Source organism: Polaribacter sp. Hel1_33_96, from assembly GCF_002846595.1.
Taxonomy (GTDB): domain Bacteria; phylum Bacteroidota; class Bacteroidia; order Flavobacteriales; family Flavobacteriaceae; genus Polaribacter.
Genome location: NZ_PJMV01000001.1, coordinates 2345792 through 2366551, shown reverse-complemented (window position 1 = coordinate 2366551; position 20760 = coordinate 2345792). Strand labels below are relative to the sequence as shown.

Sequence of the window (20760 nt, the reverse complement as noted above, 5' to 3'; positions counted from 1 at the left end):
TTTAATCATCTAAACATTTAAATACTTACGTATCCGTAAACCTAAAAATGAAAACTATTTTTCAACATATAAAAGGAGATCAAACCATTTGGGCAATTGTTGCTATTTTGGCAATATTCTCTTTTATGCCTGTGTATAGTGCAAGCACAAACTTAGTATATGTTGTTGGTTCTGGTTCTACTTTAGGGTATTTACTAAAACACATGGTTTTATTAATTATGGGTTTTGGTATAATTTATGGAGTTCATAAAATCCCTTACAGATACTTCTCAGGAGGATCTGTATTAATGCTTCCCATTGTAATTGTCTTATTGGTTTTTACATTGGCGCAAGGAACTATAATTGGAGGGGCGAATGCAAGTAGATGGATTCGTATTGCAGGTATCGGTTTTCAAACATCTACTTTAGCAGGTTTAGTGTTGATGGTTTATGTAGCGCGATATTTAGCTAAAAACAAAGAAAAAGAAATCAATTTTAAAGAAAGCGTATGGCAGCTTTGGGTGCCAGTAGCTGCAGTTTTAATATTAATATTGCCTGCAAATTTCTCAACAACCGCCATCATTTTTGCTATGACTTTAATGCTGACTTTTATTGGAGGATACCCATTAAAATATTTAGGATTTATTATTGGAACAGGATTAGTAATATTATTGTTTTTTGTTTTAATAGCAAAAGCCTTTCCAGACGCAATGCCAAATAGAGTGCAAACTTGGCAAAATCGAATTGAGAATTTTTCAGATTCAGAAGATAAAGAAGCGTATCAAGTACAAAAGGCAAAAATTGCAATTGCAACAGGAGGTCCGGTAGGAGTTGGTCCTGGTAAAAGTGTTCAGAAAAACTTTTTACCACAATCTTCATCAGATTTTATTTTTGCAATTATTGTTGAAGAATATGGTTTATTAGGTGGTTTTTTAATCGTTTTTATTTACTTTTTGCTGCTCTTCAGAATTTTTGTGGTTATTAGAAAAACAACTACCATTTTTGGAACATTGTTAGTTGTTGGTGTTGGTTGTCCAATTATATTTCAAGCGACCATAAATATGGCTGTTGCTGCCAACTTGTTTCCAGTTACTGGACAAACGTTGCCATTAATTAGTAGTGGAGGTACTTCTATTTGGATGACATGTTTTGCATTAGGAATGATTCTTAGTGTAAGCGCAGCAAAAGAAGTAGAAGAAGAAGATATTTTAGATGATAACCCTTTAGATATTTTACATGAAACCATATAATATACTTATTTCTGGAGGAGGAACAGGAGGTCATATTTATCCTGCAATAGCCATTGCTAACGAATTTAAATTACGCTATCCAGATGCAAATTTTCTTTTTGTAGGTGCTAAAGATAGAATGGAAATGGAAAAAGTTCCGCAAGCTGGTTATGATATAAAAGGCTTATGGATTTCTGGAGTGCAAAGAAAACTAACCCTAGATAATTTATCCTTTCCTTTTAAATTGATTAGTAGTTTGTGGGAAGCAAGAAAAATTATCAAACAATTTAAACCTGATATAGCAATTGGCACTGGAGGTTTTGCGAGTGGGCCAACTTTAATAGTGGCAAGCAGAAAGGGTATTCCTACTTTAATACAAGAACAGAACTCTTTCCCAGGAATTACTAATAAATTGTTGAGTAAAAGAGCCAGCAAAATTTGTGTGGCCTATGATCATTTAGAACGTTTTTTTCCTTTGGATAAAATGGTAAAAACAGGAAATCCTGTTCGTCAAGATTTGTTGACGATTTATTCCAAAGAACAAGAAGCAAAAGATTTTTTTAAGTTGCATAAAACGAATAAAACAATTTTGGTTTTAGGCGGAAGTTTAGGTGCAAGAAAAATAAATCAGCTTGTTGAGGGTAATTTGGAATTCTTCAAAAACCAAGAGGTTCAAATTATTTGGCAATGCGGAAAGCTCTATTTTGACGAGTATAATAAATACAATGACTTAAGTTACGTGCAAGTGCATGAATTTGTGAATAGAATGGATCTGGCATATGCTGCTACGGATATTATTATCTCTAGAGCAGGAGCAAGCTCTGTTTCAGAGTTGTGTATCGTTGGTAAACCTGTCATTTTTATTCCGTCACCAAATGTAGCTGAGGATCATCAAACAAAAAATGCAAAGTCCATAGCAGACAAACATGGAGCTATTTTGTTAAAAGAAAGTGAGTTAGAAACGTTTCCTATTGTTTTTGAAACGCTTTTAAAAGATATAGGAAAGCAAGAGCATTTATCAGAGAATATAAAAGAATTAGCATTGCCAGGAGCAACAACAGATATTGTAAATGAAATTGAAAAACTATTAAAAAAGTGAAGTTAAAAAAGATACAGACCATTTATTTTGTTGGTATTGGAGGTATTGGAATGAGTGCAATTGCTCGTTACTTTGCATCCAATGGAAAGCTTGTGGCTGGTTATGACAAAACTCCGTCTCAAATAACTTCGAGTTTAGAAGAATTGGGTGTTGAAATTCATTTTGAAGATAGTTTAAAGAACATACCAATTTCTTTTTTAGATAAGGATAAAACCTTGGTTGTTTATACACCAGCAATTGCTGAAAATCATACAGAATTAAATTACTTCTTAAATAATAATTTTAAGGTTTTAAAAAGAGCAGAAGTTTTAGGTAAAATTACAGAAAGCACTTTTTGTCTCGCTGTTGCTGGAACGCATGGGAAAACTACAACTTCTTCTATTTTAGGCCATATTATGCATCAACAAAAAGCGACTTCTTTTTTAGGTGGAATTGCTGAAAATTACAATTCAAATTTAATTTTGGGTGAAGACAAAGTTTCGGTTGTTGAAGCAGATGAGTTTGATCGATCTTTCTTACAATTGAGTCCTAATATTGCTTGTATAACTTCTATGGATGCTGATCATTTAGATATCTATGGAGAAGCAGCAGTTTTAGAAGAATCGTTTGTAGAGTTTGCAAATAAAGTTTCAGGTACATTAATCATTGCAAAAGGATTGCCTTTAAGAGGGTTAACCTATGCTGTAAACGAAGCCGCAGATTACAGAGCCTTTAATTTAAAAATTGAAAGTGGAAAGTATATTTTTGATGTCCAAACACCATCAGAAAGTATAAAAAATATTGAATTCTATTTACCAGGTAAGCATAATGTAATGAATGCTTTAGCTGCATTTGCAATGGCAGATGTATATGGTGTTCCCGCAAAAAAAATTAAATTAAGTTTGTCAACTTTTAAAGGGGTGAAACGTAGGTTTTCTTATAAAATAAAAACTAGTGACTTTGTTTTGATTGATGATTATGCACATCATCCAACAGAAATAAATGCAGTAGAAAATTCCATAAGAGAAATGTATCCCAAAGAAAAAGTATTGGCTGTTTTTCAACCACATTTATTTTCTAGAACAAGAGATTTTATAGATGATTTTGCAACTGCATTATCAAAATTTGATGAAATCTTATTATTAGATATTTATCCAGCAAGAGAATTACCAATTGCTGGGGTAAGTTCTGAATGGTTATTTCATAAAATAGAGAATAAGCATAAAAAATTGGTTCAAAAAAATAATTTAATAAAAGATATTAAAAACTCGACAGCAAAAGTAGTTGTAATGTTAGGTGCTGGTGACATTGGAGAAATGGTAAATGAAGTAAAAATAAACTTTTATAATTCAAGAAAATGAAATTCAGAAAGGTTTTAAAATACTTGTTATTTCCAGCTTTGATGGTGGGTTTAGGGTTTTTGTACAGTTTTTCATCAACAAGAAATCTGCAAATAAAAATAGCAGAGCCTATTGTGGAATTTGAAGAAGGGGATAATAATTTTTTAACATATTCAATGGTTAATAAATTGTTAATACAAAATAAAGAAACAGTGCAAAACCAAGCGAAATCTGTGATAAATTTATACGGCTTAGAGAATAGAGTGTCCAAAAATCCATATGTAGAAAATGCAACCATTTTTTTAACGATTGATGGCAGACTAAAAACAATTATTAAACAACGGATACCTGTTGCTAGAATTGTTTTAAAAAGTGGCTCTTATTACATTGATAAACAAGGTGTAAAAGTCCCTTTGTCCAATAATTATTCTGCAAGAGTAATGTTGATTTCGGGAGTTGAAAATGTGGAAGCTGTTAACGAGATTTTACCTTTGATTTCTTTAATATTAGGGGATGAATTTTTACATAAAGAGATTGTTGGAATTGAAAAATCTGACGTTCATGAGTATAAGTTTTCTGTGAGAAGTGGTGATTATAAAATAAATTTTGGAAAATTATCTGAAATGGAAACAAAATTTAAGAAGTTGAAAGCTTTTTACAGCAAAACATTTAAAGATAAAACTATTAAAAATTACAATTTAATAAATTTAAAATATCACAACCAAGTTGTGTGCATTAAATAAATCAAAATGGAAGACAATAAAATAGCTGTTGGTTTAGATATTGGTACAACCAAGATTGTTGCCATGATTGGTCGTAAAAACGAATATGGCAAGATTGAGGTTGTTGGTATCGGAAAAGCTAAAAGCCTAGGCGTGAAACGTGGAGTTGTAAGTAATATTACACAAACGATTCAATCAATTCAACAAGCGGTAGATGAAGCACAAAGTGTTTCTGGTGTAAAGATTGAAGATGTTGTTGTTGGTATTGCTGGTCAGCATATAAGAAGCTTACATCATAGTGATTATATCACAAGAAATAATGCTGATGAAGTTATAGATGAAGATGATATTGAAGACTTAGTGAATCAAGTTCATAAGTTGGTGATGTTACCGGGAGAAGAAATTATTCACGTATTACCACAAGAATTTAAAGTAGATTCTCAAGCAGATATCAAAGAGCCAATAGGTATGTATGGTGGTCGTTTGGAAGCTAATTTTCATGTTGTTGTTGGTCAAGTTTCATCAATTAGAAATATTGGACGTTGTGTAAAAAGTGCGGGTTTAGGGTTAAGTGAAATTACATTAGAACCCTTAGCTTCGGCTTCAGCAGTATTAAGTCAGGAAGAAAAAGAAGCGGGAGTCGCTCTCATTGATATAGGAGGCGGAACTACAGATTTAGCAATTTTTAAAGACGGAATTATCAGACACACTGCTGTCATTCCTTTTGGAGGAAATGTAATTACAGATGATGTTAAAGAAGGTTGTTCTATCATTGAAAAACAAGCTGAATTATTGAAAATTAAGTTTGGTTCTGCTTGGCCAGGAGAAAATAAAGAAACAGAAATCGTTTCTATACCGGGCTTAAGAGGAAGAGAGCCAAAAGAAATTACATTAAAAAATTTATCAAAAATTATACATGCAAGAGTTCAAGAAATTATTGAGCATGTGTATTTAGAGATAAAAAATTACGGACATGAAACTGCAAAAGGAAAACTAATTGCGGGAATTGTTTTAACAGGAGGTGGTTCTCAACTAAAACATTTACGTCAGTTAGTTGAATATATAACGGGTATGGATGCCAGAATAGGATTTCCTAATGAGCATTTAGCCGGAGATTCTGATGAAGGCTTGTCAAGTCCTTCTTACGCCACAGCTGTTGGTTTGTTGATGGTCGGTTTAGAGAAAGATATTAAAGTAGAAGATATTATTGAGGAGACTGTATCTGAATCAAATGCAGAGACAGAAGAGCAAGAAGAAATTCAAGCAAAAAGTGAGGAAAAACCAAAACCTACGAAGAAATCTTTTTTCGAAAAATTTACAGAAGGTTTAAAGGATTTTTTAGACAACGCTGAGTAAAATCAGCATGATTAGTAAAATTAAAAAGAATAAAATTAATAAAAATTTAAAAAGATAAACGTTATTATGAGCTCAGAATTTGATAACATTTTATTTGACATGCCAAAAACACAATCTAATACCATAAAAGTAATTGGTGTTGGTGGTGGTGGAAGCAATGCAGTAAATCACATGTTTACCCAAAGCATAAAAGGAGTAGATTTTGTAATCTGTAATACAGATGCACAAGCTCTAGAAAACAGCCCAATTCCTAATAAAATACAGTTAGGAGCAAACTTAACATCTGGTTTAGGAGCTGGTGCAAATCCAGAAATTGGGGCACAAGCAGCTAAAGAAAGTATGCAAGAAATACAGCAAATGCTAAATACCCAAACAAAAATGGTATTTATTACTGCGGGTATGGGTGGTGGAACTGGCACTGGTGCGGCACCAATTATTGCTAAAATTGCCAAAGACATGGACATCTTAACTGTTGGTATTGTGACAATGCCATTTGCTTTCGAAGGCAAAAGACGCTCAAAACAGGCTCAATTGGGAATTGATCAATTGCGCCAAAATGTGGATTCTTTAATTGTTATTAATAATAATAAATTAAGGGAAGTTTACGGAAACCTAGGTTTTAAAGCAGGTTTTTCGAAAGCTGATGAAGTTTTATCTACTGCTTCTAAAGGAATTGCAGAAGTTATTACGCATCACTACAAACAAAATATTGACTTGCATGATGCTAAAACGGTCCTTTCTAATAGCGGTACAGCAATTATGGGCTCTGCAAAAGAAGAAGGTCAAACCAGAGCAAAAACAGCTATTGTAAAAGCATTAGATTCACCGTTATTAAATGATAATAAAATTACAGGTGCTAAAAATGTATTATTACTTATTGTATCTGGGACTAATGAAGTTACCTTAGATGAAATTGGTGAAATCAACGATTACATTCAAGATGAAGCTGGATATGACGCTAACATTATTATGGGTATTGGAGAAGATGCGGACTTGGGAGATGCAATTGCAGTAACAATTGTTGCTACTGGTTTTGCGGCAGATCAACAAAGTACAATTACAAATACAGAGGTAAAAAAAATCATTCACACTTTAGAGGATGAACAAAAAGCTACGTATAACTTTACAGAAAAAACAGTAACGAAATCACCTACTTTAAATACTCCCATTTCTAATACGGGAGCACAAAAAATTATACACGTTTTAGGAGATGAAATGGAAGATACTAAACCAAAAATGGATTTAGTGGCTACAAATCCAATTATTTCAAACATGCCAGTAACTTTTGATGAGGTTTCTAGTGATGTTGTTTCTGAAGATGATTTTATCATTACGGATGCTGCAAAAGTGGAAGAAAAAGTGGAAGAAGTATCGACGCAATTTCAAACAGATTTAATGTTTGATTTACCTTTAAATCCTGATGCAGAAATAAAGTCTGAAGACGAAATTAGATTTAATTTAAATATAGAGAAAGAATTAAATATCCATGAAATTGAGGTTTATGGAGCGCAAGAAATTAAGGCTGAAAAGAAAGAAGTTGAAAAAAGATATATTTTAGAAGATTTTGATGCTCAACCAACAATAGGTAAAAGTTCTAGTTTTGTGGAGAAAAAAGTAATTGAGGAAGAAGAATTTCAATTTGAATTAAAAACAACAAAACCGCAATCAGAAATTAATAAGATTGAAACCACGAGTGAGGAAGTTTCCCCATTGGACTTAACAATTTCTGAATTACAAAAGAGAGCAGAGGAAAGACGTAAAAAAATGAAAGGTTTTAATTATAAGTTTAATGATCAATTAGGTAAAAATATTGATGAAATAGAACGTCAACCGGCATATAAAAGAATGGGTGTGGATTTAGATAAAAACACATCCATAAGTAAAACAGAAACTTCATTAAAAAAAGATAATGATGATTTAGGTTTTAAATCTAATAACTCTTTTTTACATGATAATGTAGATTAATATTTTTTTAAATTATATATAAGATCACACCAGAAATGGTGTGATTTTTTTTGTAATTAATTTACGAAACCTATTTATTGCATTAAATTAGTTCATTTGTGATGCTTTTCTATAAACTAGCTATTTCTTAGATTTTTCTTTCTTCTTATGCATAATTCTAAAATATATTTTTATTTTTTTCTGATTGTCGTAAACCATCAATCCTGAGAGAATGAAATTTTAGTGATGATTTCATGATATTTAGCCTGTAACATATTTTTTTTTAAGTCGTCTATTTTATGTAATCAATTAAACTATACATCATGAAATATTTAAAAACGGTATCATTAGAAGAAAGAGGAATTTTAACATCTGCGTATAAACAAGAAATTAAAAAGAACATGAAGTTAGAGAAATCTAAATCAGTATCTAGAATTAAGGCTATGATTTTAAATCATCATGGAAAAATAGAAAGTCAAGTAGGAACTATTTTACAAGTTTCATTGTTTGCATTTGCTATTATTATGATCGTTTACTAAAAGGTAAAAGGATTTTGAATAGAGAAAGTAGCTTATAAATAAGTCCAGTTTAGTGATAGTAAGGATATCCTTTTAAATATCAGTTTGAGTAAATTTTGATGAAAGAACAAATCTAAAATATATAAAATAACACATTTTAGATTGTTTTAAAAACACACAACATCAAAAAAAATCCATCTAAAAAAGATGGATTTTATAATAGATATGTTTTTGCTTTTAATGTAAAGCTTTTTTTATTCTCTTAATAGCTTCACGAATTTGTAATTCAGAAGCTGCATAAGATATTCTGATGCAATTAGGAGCTCCGAAAGCATCTCCAGTTACAGTAGCAACATTGGCTTTTTCTAGGATGAACAGAGAAAAATCGCTGGCATTTTCAATTTTTATTCCGTCTATCGATTTACCAAAGTAAGCAGAAATATCTGGAAAAACATAAAAAGCGCCCTCCGGAACATTTACTTTAAATCCATCAATTTCTCTTAATAACCCAATAATGATATCTCTACGAGTTTTAAACTCATCTACCATAAATTGTATTTTAGAAACGGGTGCTAATACTGCTGTAATTGCTGCTCTTTGAGCAATACAGTTTGTGCCTGAGGTAATTTGACCTTGCATCTTTGTACATGCTTTTGCAATCCATTCTGGTGCGCCAATATAACCAATTCTCCAACCAGTCATGGCAAATGCTTTTGCCAAACCGTTTACGGTAATGGTTCTGTCATACATGCTTTCTATAGCTGCAAAACTAAACGGTTTTGAATCGTAATTGATATGTTCATAGATTTCATCTGATAATATAAAAATCTTTGGATATTTTTCTAAAACTGCTGCTAATGCTCGATATTCTGATTCACTATAAATAGTTCCGCTTGGATTATTTGGCGAGTTAAAGAAAATCATTTTAGTTTTAGGCGTAATTGCTGCTTCTAACTGAGCCGGTGTAATTTTGAAATCGTTGTCAATAGAAGAAGGAATTTCGACATAGGTTGCTTCACATAAAATAGCAATTGCAGAATAACTTACCCAATAAGGTGCTGGTAATAAAATTTCATCACCAGGGTTTAACAAAACTTGTGCAATGTTGGCGATAGATTGTTTTGCGCCCGTAGACACTACTATTTGATTTGGTTTGTAGTCTAGGCCATTATCACGTTTAAACTTCGTGCAAATAGCCTCTTTCAATTCTACATAACCATCTACAGGTGTATATGTATTGTAATTTTCATTGATCGCTTCTATTGCCGCATCTTTAATAAAATCCGGTGTATTAAAGTCCGGCTCTCCCAAACTTAAACCAATAATATCTTTTCCTTCTGCTCTTAATTCTCTAGCTTTTGCAGCCATTGCCAATGTTTGTGATGTTGGTAGGCTGTTAATTCTGTCCGATAATGGATGTGTCATTTTACTGTTAATTGTTGTTTTACTTATACTAATTCAGGGTTTTTACCTAAAACGCCTAAATGTCTAAAGTGCTCTATAATTGCTTTACGCATGGTATCATATTCATTATACGGCAAATTAAACTCTTTGGCAGTTTCTTTTACAATTTTAGCTAATTTTTCATAATGCACATGAGAAATATGTGGAAAAATATGATGTTCAACCTGATGATTTAAACCTCCTGTATAAAAGTTTACTAACCAGTTGCTAGGTGCAAAGTTAGAGGTAGTGTATAATTGATGGACTGCCCAAGTGTGTTCTAAATTTCCTTCTTTATTTGGAATTGGCATTTCTGTATTTGGAACAATATGCGCCAATTGAAAAACCAAGCTTAAAATCATACCAGCAGTATAATGCATAACAAAAAAACCTATTAATACTTTCCACCATGAAACGTCTAAAGCTAATAACGGTAAAACAATCCAAAGTGCATAATATGCAATTTTAGAGATCACCAACTTCGTCCATTCTGTTGAAGGATTTGGAAACTCACCATAAGATAGTTTTCGTTTCAAATACCGGTGCATTTGCTTAATATCTGTAGTAATTGCCCAATTAATGGTTAGCAAACCATATAAAAATATAGAATAATATTTCTGAAGTTTATGAATTTTTAACCATTTAGAATGCTTTGAGAAACGAATAATTCTACCAGCATCTATATCTTCATCATGGTCTTTTACGTTGGTAAATGTATGGTGTAAAACATTATGTTGTACTTTCCAATTATAAACGTTACCAGCAAGAATATAGATACTGCTACCCATTAGTTTATTAACCCATTTTCTTTTAGAAAATGATTCGTGATTTGCATCATGCATAACATTCATACCAACACCGGCCATACCAACACCTGTAACTACCATTAACAAAATCATTACCCACTGAGGCATAGATACCGTTAATACTAAAATAAAAGGAATTAAAAACAGCGAAAACATGATAATTGCTTTAGAATATAATTTCCAGTTTCCTGTTCTCTTAATGTTATTTTCTTTGAAATATGTATTCACTCTTTTATTTAGAGTTCTAAAGAACTTAGCTTTATCTTCTCTTGAAAAGTTTATTGCTTTCATATATATTATGTATAATAAACAAAAATAATGTTTTTGAAATATCTTTCTGTAATAAACGTAGGATTTTGTTGCTAATTGTTTGTGAACAATAACTATTTTTGTCGCTGACACTTAATTTATGGAAATTATACAAAAATATTTTAAAGACTTAACACCGACTCAAATTGAACAGTTTTCAAAACTTCAAGAGTTATATAAAGATTGGAACTTAAAAATAAATGTAGTTTCTCGTAAAGATATAGATGAGTTATACTTACGTCATGTACTACATTCATTAGGGATAGCAAAAATAATTTCTTTTAAACCAGGCTCTAAAGTAATGGATGTAGGAACAGGAGGAGGTTTTCCTGGTATTCCTTTGGCAATTTTATTTCCTGAAACCCAGTTTCACCTAGTTGATTCCATTGGGAAAAAGATCAAAGTAGTAAATGAGGTTGTTGCTGGCTTAGGATTAGTAAATGTAAAAACTACTCATGGCAGAGCAGAAGATGTAAAAGATACGTATGATTTTATTGTGAGTAGAGCAGTTGCCCAAATGGAAACTTTTGTTCGTTGGACAAAAGGTAGAATTGCTAAAAAGCAAAATCACGAATTAAAAAATGGAATTCTATATTTAAAAGGTGGAGATTTATCTGAAGAATTAAAAATATATACTTCAGCAACTATTTATGACCTACCTAATTATTTCGACGAAGCTTTTTTTGAAACAAAAAAAGTCGTTCATTTAGGTATGAAGTATAAGGGGTAATTGTTTAAGATTATTCAAATATTACAACTTTTAATAAGTACTTGGTAAAGTTGTATTTTTAAAAGGGTAGCAGCCAACTAAATGAAAATTAATCATATTATGGTCAGAAATCATGAATGTTGTAACGAATTAAAAAATAGAAGAAGCGGTTTTTGTGGTAAAGGTTTCTAAAAACAGCATGCCTTTATAAGAATTTCCTTTTTTATTCAATTTTGGACTCCAAACTGCAATACAATATTTATCGGGGTGTACCGCTACAATACCGCCACCAACCCCACTTTTCCCTGGTAAACCGACTCTAAAAGCAAACTCGCCAGATTCATCATAAAAACCACAAGTAAGTAAAATTGCATTTACTCTTTTAGCTTGACTCATTGTAAGAATTTTATTTCCTTTATGACTCGTGAAGTTATCATCCGCTAAAAAAAGAGATATTTTAGAAAGTTCTTTACAGCTCATTTCTAAAGAACAGATATGAAAGTAAAAATCTAATACTTCATCTACATCATTTTTTATGTTTCCAAAAGATTTTATAAAATTACAAAGGGCACTATTTCTGTAGCCAGATTTTTTTTCTGATTGCGCTACTTTTTCATTATAATTTAAAGAAGAATTATTACTAAGCTCTTTACAGAAGTTTAAAAAATCTTCTTTTGGATTTTTAAGATGGCTCAATAAAACATCGCAAATTACAATTGCACCAGAATTTATAAAAGGATTTCGTGGTTTTCCATAATCTGTTTCTAGTTGTAATAATGAATTAAAAGGATTTCCAGAAGGTTCAATACCAACTCTTTCCCATAATTTTGCATCCTCAAATTTGTAAGCTAGCGTCAGTGCAAAAACTTTAGAAACACTTTGAATAGAAAATTTCTTGTCAAAATCACCAATTCCAAAAGATTCATTGTCAATTGTTGTTATATGTATTCCAAAATTATGATCAGAAACATTTGCTAATTCGGGTATGTAATTGGCTATTTCGCCAGTATCATCAATGGTTTTTATTTCAAAATAAATGTCTTCGATTATTTTTTTATAATTTTCCATTGATAATTTATGGTATTGGTTATCACAAACATATTAGAAAATTTTTTAAGAAACAACATAAAGCAGCTTTCAAAAAAAAGGGAACTACATTGCTGTAATTCCGATTTTTACTATTCATTATTATGAAATTCTGAAACAAGATCAGAATTAGAAGTTATTATAAAATCTCTACAAACAAACCTTCATCGGTTTTAGACACTTTTGCAACATTTTTCTTTGTTAAACCTTTAATCGTTTTATCCCATTTTTTATTAGACAAGCCAGATTGAGTTTTTAAAGAATTTAAAGCTATTTTTTCTGCTTTTGTGATGATATCAAGTAAGTCCTTTTCCTCAACAGTGAGTTCTACATCTAAAGCGATTCGCTTCTCTGGTCGCATTTGCGGGAAGAACAGCACTTCTTGTATCGATTGATTGTTGGTTAAGAACATAATTAGTCTGTCCATTCCAATTCCCATTCCAGAGGTTGGAGGCATACCATATTCTAAAGCACGTAAGAAATCTTCGTCAATAAATTCTGTAGCTTCATCATCTCCTTTTTGCGCTAACTTTAATTGGTGCTCAAAACGCTCACGTTGATCAATTGGGTCATTTAATTCAGAATATGCATTGGCAATTTCTTTACCACAAACCATCAATTCGAAACGCTCTGTTAATTCTGGATTGTCTCTGTGTTCTTTACAAAGTGGAGACATTTCCTTCGGATAATCTGTAATAAAAGTTGGCTGAATGTAGTTTCCTTCGCATTTCTCTCCAAAAATTTCATCAATCAATTTTCCTTTTCCCATCGTTTCATCAACAGGAATATTCATTGATTTTGCAGCTTCTCTAATTTCATCTTCTGTTTTTCCAATAATATCGAAGCCCGTAAAATGTTTTATAGAGTCTGCCATCGTTACTCTTGCATAAGGCGCTTTAAAGTCAATTTTATGTTCCCCAAAAGTAGCTTCTGATGTTCCATTTACAGCAATTGCACAGTGTTCTAACAATTGCTCAGCAAAATCCATCATCCAATTGTAATCCTTGTAAGACACATAGATTTCCATGGCTGTAAACTCAGGATTATGAGTTCTATCCATTCCTTCATTTCTAAAGTTTTTGGAGAATTCATAAACCCCGTCAAAACCACCAACAATTAATCTTTTTAGATATAATTCATTGGCAATTCTCATATATAAAGGAATATCTAAAGAATTGTGATGCGTTATAAATGGCCTTGCAGCAGCACCTCCAGGAATTGGTTGCAAAACCGGTGTTTCAACTTCAAAATAACCAGCGTCGTTGAAGAACGAACGCATAGCATTAAATAGTTTTGTTCTTTTTATAAAAACTTCTTTTACATGCGGGTTTACAACTAAATCTGCATAACGTTGTCTGTAACGCATTTCTGGATCTGTAAAAGCGTCGTATGTAACACCATCTTTAACTTTTGGCATCGGTAAAGGCTTTAATGCTTTAGAAAGCATTTTAAAACTTTTTACCATGACTGTTTTCTCGCCAACTTGTGTAGTGAAGAGTGTACCTGTAATTCCAACAAAATCCCCTAAATCTAATAGTTTTTTGAAAACGTTGTTATACAAAGATTTGTCTTCTCCTTCACAAATTTCATCTCTATTAAAATAAAGTTGAATCCTACCTTCACCATCTTGCAATTGGCCAAAAGAGGCTTTTCCTTGAATATTTATAACCATTAATCGGCCTGCAATAACTACCTGTTTACCTTCAATATAGTTTTCTTTTATTTCTTTCGAATTAGAATTTATTGGAAATAAATCTGCAGGATAAGGGTTTATTCCCAAATCTCTTAATTTTGCTAGCTTTTCTCTTCGTACAACTTCTTGTTCTGATAATTGCATTTGGTGTATAAATTTTCTGGTGTTTATTTAAGGTTGCGAAGATACAATCAAATGCATTAATAGACAATTTAGATAATTGTAAAAAAGAATATATTTATTTGTGAATAGTTAAAAACAGCGTATATTTGTACACTGTTTTTTGTTAAAGCAGTATTAGTTGTGTTGTTTGGCACTTTATAAAAAGTGCCGTGGTTTTGTTAACCAATGGAAAGCTTCCCTGAAATGGGACGCTTTTTTTATTTTAGTCAGTTTTTTCCTCATTTTAGCTTAAAATAATTATAGTTTTTTTCTTCCATCATTAATTTACTTTTTATTTCATTCAATCTCATATAATTTTATTGCGGTAATTATTAGATTCTACAAATGTAGCTTCGAAATGTTCATAAATATTTTATTTACATTTGTTTCAAATCAATTGAAATTAAAGATGAAAAAAATATTTTTAGTAGGCAGTATTATTTTACTAAGTTCTTGCGCTACAGTGAAGTTTAAGGAGAAATGGTTAAAAGAAAATTCTCCAAATACTTTTAAAGCGAGATTTGAAACCACGAAAGGTAATTTTGATATCGTTGCACGAAGAGCTTGGTCGCCAAAAGGGGTAGACAGATTATATCAAATGATAAAAAATGACTATTACCAAGATGTCGCTATTTACAGAGTTGTACCAAAATTTGTTGCTCAATTTGGCATTCACAATGATAGCATCATACACGGAAGTTGGAGTAAAGGAATTGATGATGAACCTGTATTGGCTAAAAATGATTTTATGACCATTTCTTTTGCCAGAGGAGGCGTAAAGACAAGATCGAATCAAATATTTATCAACTTAAAAGAAAATCATAGATTAGATAAACTCACTTATTCAGGTGTAACAGGTTTTCCAGTAGTAGCAAAAGTAATTGCTGGTCAAGAAAATGTGTTGAAGTTCTATAACGGTTATGGAGATAAATTAGGTTACAAACAAGACTCTATTACCAAATTTGGAAATAAATTTTTAAAAGATAAATTTCCCAAGGTAGATTATATTAAAAAGGCGTACATCATAAAATAATTTATGTAGCATATTACTTTGAACTAAAAAAAACCAACAAATTAATTTGTTGGTTTTTTTTAATGATTTTAAAAATAAGCTATTATTAATCGTTAGTTGATTTTAAAAATAACTTTTCTTGCAAATTGTCTCGCTTTTGTTGTAACACTTTTATCTTCTCCACCACCTGCGTAAGATAGTCTATTAGCACTAATTCCTGCAGAAACTAAAATATCGAACACACTCTTTGCTCTGTTTTTAGACAAAATTTGATTTTGTTTTTCTTTTCCAGTTTCATCTGCATAACCAATTAATAGCGCTGAAACATTTGGATTATCTTTCATAAACTGTGTTAAGTAATTTACAGAATTTAAAGAACCTTTTTGAACAGTTTTTTTATTTACATCAAAGTAAACATTGATATAGCCATCATTTAATAATTTTCTTATCAAATCTACATTAGAACTCGTTACAACATTTGCATATCTATTAGATGCAACTTCTCCTTTTAAGGCATATCTGTTGTCTAATTCTTTGACTAATTCTACCTTGTTAATCGTTACTTTTTTAGTTTTTAAAGTAGCTATTTCCGTTTCAGCTTTATCTAAACGTTTTACAATATCGTCTATTTTGTCAGTAACTATAACTTCATCATTTTTTAAAAAATCTGCATTCTCTTTTTGTTTCCCTATAGAAATATTTACTCCTAAGGATGTATTTATAATTGCAGGGTTAATTATTCTTGGCTCTTGTATGATAGCTCCGTCAAAAGTATAATGTTGGAATTGATGAAATATAATGGATGTGTCGAAAAATAATGAAATACGATTTGATAATTTAAATTGAGGCGTCAAACCCAAAATAAAATTAGTCATAATATCAGTTTCCTGATTTATAGGTTTTATTGTGCTAGAGGTAGACATACCCACACCAGCGTGAAATAAAAGATTAAATCTTTTTGTCCAACTACTAAAATTTAAAAGATTACCCGCATTTACAATACCTTCTATATTTATTCTGTAATAATTAGCTCTAAAAGGTAAACTGTTTTCACCTTCTGCAAACTCATTATAACCTAGACCAAGCCGAAACCCAAATTTTTCATTAAGCATATATCTAAGCCCTAAACTAGCTTGACCAAAACCAAAATTACCAGAATCATAATTTGGAGAAATATTTTTTGTAATTTGGTGAACTCCTGCTCCAAAATCTACTGACCACTTATTAAACTCTTGCGCATTTACTTGCATTATAAAGCAAAAGAATAATGCTCCTAAAAATATTTTCTTCATAATTATTTGTTTTTTCATCGACAAATTTATAACTTATTTTTAAAATAAATATAATTAATTATTTTAGCTGTGTAATTATTAAGATAAAATGCTCCTTGGGATAGTTAAATTAAAAGATGTTTCTTTTATCTCTTTGAGATATTTATTAAAAATATTTTTTTATTTATGTGCTGTTTATTTTGATAACGCTGTAAAATATTTATAAAAATATGGAATTGTTTCAATCCCTTTTAAATAATTCCAAACTCCAAAATGTTCGTTAGGTGAGTGAATTGCATCTGAATCTAACCCAAAACCCATTAAAATTGTTTTGCTCTTTAATTCTTGTTCAAATAAAGCTACAATAGGAATACTACCGCCACTTCTTTGCGGAATTGGTTTTTTACCAAAACTAGTTTCATAAGCTTTACTTGCTGCTTGGTAAGCAATATTGTCTGTTGGTGTAACATAACCTTGACCTCCATGATGAGGTTTTACAACTACTTTAACAGCTTTGGGCGCGATACTTTCAAAATGATTTTTGAATAATTGGGTAATTTTTTTCCAATCTTGATTTGGTACTAAGCGCATAGAGATTTTTGCAAAAGCTTTTGAAGCAATTACTGTTTTTGCGCCTTCACCTGTGTAGCCTCCCCAAATTCCGTTTACATCTAAAGTTGGTCTAATAGCATTTCGTTCGTTGGTAGAATATCCTTTTTCCCCATAAACGGTATCAATGTCTAAAGCTTTTTGATAGTTGTCTAAAGAAAAAGGAGCTTTCGCCATTTCAGCTCTTTCTTCGGTTGACAGATCTTCTACATCATCATAAAAACCAGGTATGGTAATCCGATTATTTTCATCAAGTAAAGAAGCAATCATTTTGGTTAAAATATTAATTGGATTAGCAACTGCACCCCCATACAAACCAGAATGTAAATCTCTATTTGGCCCTGTAACTTCTACTTCAACATAACTTAAACCACGCAAACCTGTGGTAATTGACGGAATATCGTTTGCAATCATGCCAGTATCAGAAATTAAAATAACATCATTGGCTAATTTTTCTTTGTTTCTTGGCACAAACCAAGCTAAACCTTCTGAGCCAACTTCCTCTTCGCCTTCTATCATGAATTTCACATTACACGGTAGATTTCCTGTGGACGTCATATATTCCAATGCTTTTACGTGCATATACATTTGTCCTTTATCATCACAAGCACCACGCGCAAAAATTGCACCTTCTGGATGAATTGCTGTTTTTTTAATAACAGGTTCAAAAGGAGGAGAGGTCCATAAATCAATAGGATCTGCAGGTTGCACATCATAATGACCATAAACCAATACTGTTGGTAGTTTTGGATCAATAATTTTTTCACCATAAATAATTGGATATCCAGGAGTTTCGCAGATTTCTACATGCTCACAGCCTGCTTTTTTTAGACTTTCTAGTACAAAATCTGCAGTTAGTAAAACATCTTTTTTGTAAGCAGAGTCAGCACTTACAGAAGGTATTTTAAGTAACTCTATTAATTCATTTAAGAATCGTTTTTTATTATCTTTTATGTACGATTGAATGGTGTTCATTTGGTATGTTTTTTTTCTATACCAAAAATAGAAAAATAATAACGAACTACTTTGAAGTTTGCAACTATTGTTTATATTTGCACCCCGATTTAGCTGAATTGGAAAGTTGCAGGCGTGGTGGAATTGGTAGACACGCTAGACTTAGGATCTAGTGCCGCGAGGTGTGAGAGTTCGAGTCTCTCCGCCTGTACAGATACAAACCTCATCATATTGATTTTCAATAAGTTGAGGTTTTTTAATTCAAAAAAAACCCTTCCTTTTACTTAAATTAGATCAGACTTAATACTAAATTAAATAAGTAGTTGATTTTAGTTGATTAAATTATAATCTATTTTTTTTTTTGAAGCTAGCAGTATATAAAATCAATTTTATTTTTAAAATTACAAGAGTTAGAATTTATTCTTTTTTAATCCTGAGACAGACCCTCGCGATAATTTTTATTTACTGAAAGTATCTTATTTTCAATAAAAAAAACCTGGCCAATACTAGCTTCACAACAAACGAATACAAGATGTATTAGGTTTAAAATTTATTTTAAAATGAAATCATAGGTTCTTTTTTAAAAACATTCTTCTCATATTTTGTATATTAGGTTCATAATTAATAAAACAAATTAGTAAAAGATGAAAAAATTTATTTTAAAATGGTACCCAATTATTTTAGCATTCCTTTGTTTATTGTACTCTGTAGGGTACGGTATATTAGGCATGACTGCTGAGGCTCAATATTCAGCTCACTGGCCAGGTACAATACTATTATTTGCAATAGCAATTAGACAAAGACGAACAACATGAATATAGGATTTTTTATAGTAGGTGGTTTAATATTCTCTATATATATATGGGTTTAACCATATGGAATATTATTTACTCAAGTCGGAAACAAAAAGAAGAAAATTATCCAGACAATAAGAACAAATAAGGTTGTTATTATAGATAACAAGTGATGGTGATTTTATTTATTAACTATTGTTTTCTTGCAGGTTTTTAGTGCATAGATAGACTTTCGTAAAAAAGAATTTAGAAATAAGTATTTATTTTAAAGACTTATATTTGAGAAAACTTTTTTATGAAAGCCATCGTTTGCAATAAATTCGGAACTCCAGATACTTTAAGGTATCGGGAAATTGAAATTCCAAACCCAAATGAGGGTCAGGTTTTAATCGCTGTAAAAGCATGCAGTGTAAATTTTCCTGACACGCTAATTATTCAAGGAAAATATCAATTTAAGCCATCATTTCCTTTTTCACCCGGAAGTGATGTTGCGGGGTTTGTAGAAAAGGTTGGTAAAAATGTAAAACATTTAAAAGTTGGAGATGAGGTAGTTGGCTTTATTCCCTTTGGCGGTTTTGCAGAGAAAGCAATTGTAAATGCTAAAGATTGTTTTCCTAAGCCTAGAGGAATGTCCATGGTAAATGCTTCGGCTTTTTTATTAGCGTACGGCACCTCTTACCATGCGTTGAAAGATAGAGCAAATTTACAAAAAGGAGAGACTGTTTTAATTTTAGGAGCTTCAGGTGGCGTTGGTTTAACAGCTTCAGAATTGGCAAAATTAATGGGAGCAAATGTTATTGCCGCGGCATCTTCTGGAGAAAAATTAGATTTATGTAAACAATTTGGAGCAGATGAAGTCATTAATTACACAGAGGAAAATTTAAAAGACAGGGTAAAAGAATTGACAAATGGAAAAGGAGTTGATATAATTTATGATCCTGTTGGAGGGCATTTTTCTGAATTGGCCTTAAGAGCTATTGCATGGAAAGGAAGACATTTGGTCATTGGTTTTGCAAATGGTGAAATCCCTAAAATTCCTATTAATTTAACTTTATTAAAAGGGGCGAGTATTGTGGGTGTTTTTTGGGGAGCTTTTGCTCAAAAACAACCCAAAGAAAGTCTAGAGAATATTAAACAATTATTAGCATGGTTTGCAAAAGGAGATTTAAAACCACATATAGATAAAACCTATTCTTTAGAAAATGCACCAAAAGCATTGGAAGATATGATGCAAAGAAAGACAAAAGGTAAAATTGTAATTGATATGGAAATTTAACTTTTTGATTTTAAAAGAATTTCTTCAAAATTTAAAGTTTTTTCTGTGTTTAAAAAGAGATGGGCTGCTTCTTTTGGAGGAGTAGTTAGTTTTCTTTTTGTTAGATCAATCCAAGCGCCATAAACTTTTATGACCGCAGATAATTTTCCAGCTTCATTAAAAACTTCATGCACAATTTTCCACCGTTCATTATTCATTGAAAGCGCGGCAAGTTTCATGTTTACCGTTATATTTTCTCCCAAATGAATTTCTTTTCTAAAAGAGGTTTCTTCCGTAAACAAAATAGGACCAATATTGTGTTTGGTAAATTCTTCAATAGAAAAGTTTTGAGCCGCAAAATAACGGATTCTTACTTCTGCAGCATACTCATTATATGCCGTGTGACGCATGTGTCTGTTAGGGTCAAAGTCAGACCATTTTGTGGCGAAGGTTATTTGAAAACTCATAAGTAAAAATTAAAAATCCTGATG

The 20760-nt window shown here is 31.4% G+C and carries 17 protein-coding genes and 1 tRNA gene; 11 read left to right on the top strand and 7 right to left on the bottom strand.

The window, feature by feature from the left end:
- Positions 1-47 precede the first annotated feature (47 nt).
- From ATE90_RS10265 to ATE90_RS10235, 7 genes are all read left to right on the top strand, one after another.
- Positions 48-1229: an FtsW/RodA/SpoVE family cell cycle protein gene (locus ATE90_RS10265; RefSeq protein WP_036787553.1), complete on the top strand. Its 1182-nt coding sequence runs from the start codon at positions 48-50 to the stop codon at positions 1227-1229.
- Positions 1216-2307, top strand: a complete 1092-nt coding sequence (gene murG / locus ATE90_RS10260; RefSeq protein WP_036787551.1) for an undecaprenyldiphospho-muramoylpentapeptide beta-N-acetylglucosaminyltransferase — start codon at positions 1216-1218, stop codon at positions 2305-2307. Before ATE90_RS10265 ends, murG begins: the two co-directional genes overlap by 14 nt.
- A complete protein-coding gene (gene murC, locus ATE90_RS10255; protein WP_036787549.1) occupies positions 2304-3647 on the top strand; it encodes a UDP-N-acetylmuramate--L-alanine ligase in 1344 nt (447 codons plus the stop codon). Before murG ends, murC begins: the two co-directional genes overlap by 4 nt.
- The gene (locus tag ATE90_RS10250) at positions 3644-4369 is read left to right on the top strand and encodes a cell division protein FtsQ/DivIB (protein WP_036787547.1); all 726 of its coding nucleotides are present in this window, start codon (positions 3644-3646) and stop codon (positions 4367-4369) included. Before murC ends, ATE90_RS10250 begins: the two co-directional genes overlap by 4 nt.
- Positions 4370-4375: 6 nt before the next feature.
- Positions 4376-5704 carry a cell division protein FtsA gene (gene ftsA, locus ATE90_RS10245; protein WP_036787545.1) on the top strand — a complete coding sequence of 443 codons (1329 nt, stop codon included), beginning with the start codon at positions 4376-4378 and terminating at the stop codon, positions 5702-5704.
- Between the two features lie 66 nt (positions 5705-5770).
- The gene (gene ftsZ, locus ATE90_RS10240) at positions 5771-7669 is read left to right on the top strand and encodes a cell division protein FtsZ (RefSeq protein WP_036787542.1); all 1899 of its coding nucleotides are present in this window, start codon (positions 5771-5773) and stop codon (positions 7667-7669) included.
- A gap of 302 nt (positions 7670-7971) precedes the next feature.
- Entirely contained in the window at positions 7972-8187 is a 216-nt protein-coding gene (locus tag ATE90_RS10235; RefSeq protein ID WP_036787540.1) for a hypothetical protein, read from the top strand.
- 216 nt (positions 8188-8403) lie between these two features.
- On the opposite strand, the gene ATE90_RS10230 is transcribed toward ATE90_RS10235, so the two are convergent.
- On the bottom strand, positions 8404-9591 hold the full coding sequence (locus tag ATE90_RS10230) for a pyridoxal phosphate-dependent aminotransferase (protein ID WP_180335200.1): 1188 nt from the start codon (positions 9589-9591) through the stop codon (positions 8404-8406).
- Positions 9592-9614: 23 nt separating this feature from the next.
- Positions 9615-10706, bottom strand: coding sequence for a fatty acid desaturase family protein (locus ATE90_RS10225; RefSeq protein WP_101451367.1), 1092 nt, complete (start codon positions 10704-10706; stop codon positions 9615-9617).
- Between the two features lie 118 nt (positions 10707-10824).
- On the opposite strand from ATE90_RS10225, the gene rsmG reads away from it, so the two are divergent.
- Complete coding sequence (gene rsmG, locus ATE90_RS10220) at positions 10825-11454, top strand: 16S rRNA (guanine(527)-N(7))-methyltransferase RsmG (protein ID WP_101451366.1); 630 nt, start codon at positions 10825-10827, stop codon at positions 11452-11454.
- Positions 11455-11583: 129 nt separating this feature from the next.
- Here rsmG and ATE90_RS10215 read toward each other — a convergent pair whose 3' ends face one another.
- On the bottom strand, positions 11584-12501 hold the full coding sequence (locus ATE90_RS10215) for a glutaminase (RefSeq protein WP_101451365.1): 918 nt from the start codon (positions 12499-12501) through the stop codon (positions 11584-11586).
- A gap of 157 nt (positions 12502-12658) precedes the next feature.
- Positions 12659-14356, bottom strand: coding sequence for a lysine--tRNA ligase (gene lysS / locus ATE90_RS10210; RefSeq protein ID WP_101451364.1), 1698 nt, complete (start codon positions 14354-14356; stop codon positions 12659-12661).
- Between the two features lie 427 nt (positions 14357-14783).
- Here lysS and ATE90_RS10205 point away from each other — a divergent pair, with 427 nt between their 5' ends.
- Entirely contained in the window at positions 14784-15407 is a 624-nt protein-coding gene (locus tag ATE90_RS10205) for a peptidylprolyl isomerase (RefSeq protein WP_101451363.1), read from the top strand.
- 92 nt (positions 15408-15499) lie between these two features.
- Here ATE90_RS10205 and ATE90_RS10200 read toward each other — a convergent pair whose 3' ends face one another.
- Both ATE90_RS10200 and ATE90_RS10195 read right to left on the bottom strand, forming a co-directional pair.
- Positions 15500-16678, bottom strand: coding sequence for an OmpA family protein (locus tag ATE90_RS10200; RefSeq protein ID WP_180335199.1), 1179 nt, complete (start codon positions 16676-16678; stop codon positions 15500-15502).
- 174 nt (positions 16679-16852) lie between these two features.
- The gene (locus ATE90_RS10195) at positions 16853-18241 is read right to left on the bottom strand and encodes a dipeptidase (RefSeq protein WP_036787528.1); all 1389 of its coding nucleotides are present in this window, start codon (positions 18239-18241) and stop codon (positions 16853-16855) included.
- A gap of 108 nt (positions 18242-18349) precedes the next feature.
- Between ATE90_RS10195 and ATE90_RS10190 the strand changes: the two genes are divergently transcribed.
- Positions 18350-18431, top strand: a tRNA-Leu gene (locus ATE90_RS10190).
- An 878-nt stretch (positions 18432-19309) separates the two neighbouring features.
- Positions 19310-20290 (top strand): NADPH:quinone oxidoreductase family protein, encoded by a 981-nt coding sequence (locus ATE90_RS10185; RefSeq protein ID WP_036787526.1) that lies wholly within the window; start codon positions 19310-19312, stop codon positions 20288-20290.
- Here the strand turns inward: ATE90_RS10185 and ATE90_RS10180 are convergent.
- Entirely contained in the window at positions 20287-20736 is a 450-nt protein-coding gene (locus ATE90_RS10180) for an acyl-CoA thioesterase (RefSeq protein WP_036787524.1), read from the bottom strand. The two genes, ATE90_RS10185 and ATE90_RS10180, sit on opposite strands and share 4 nt — an antisense overlap.
- Positions 20737-20760 lie beyond the last annotated feature (24 nt).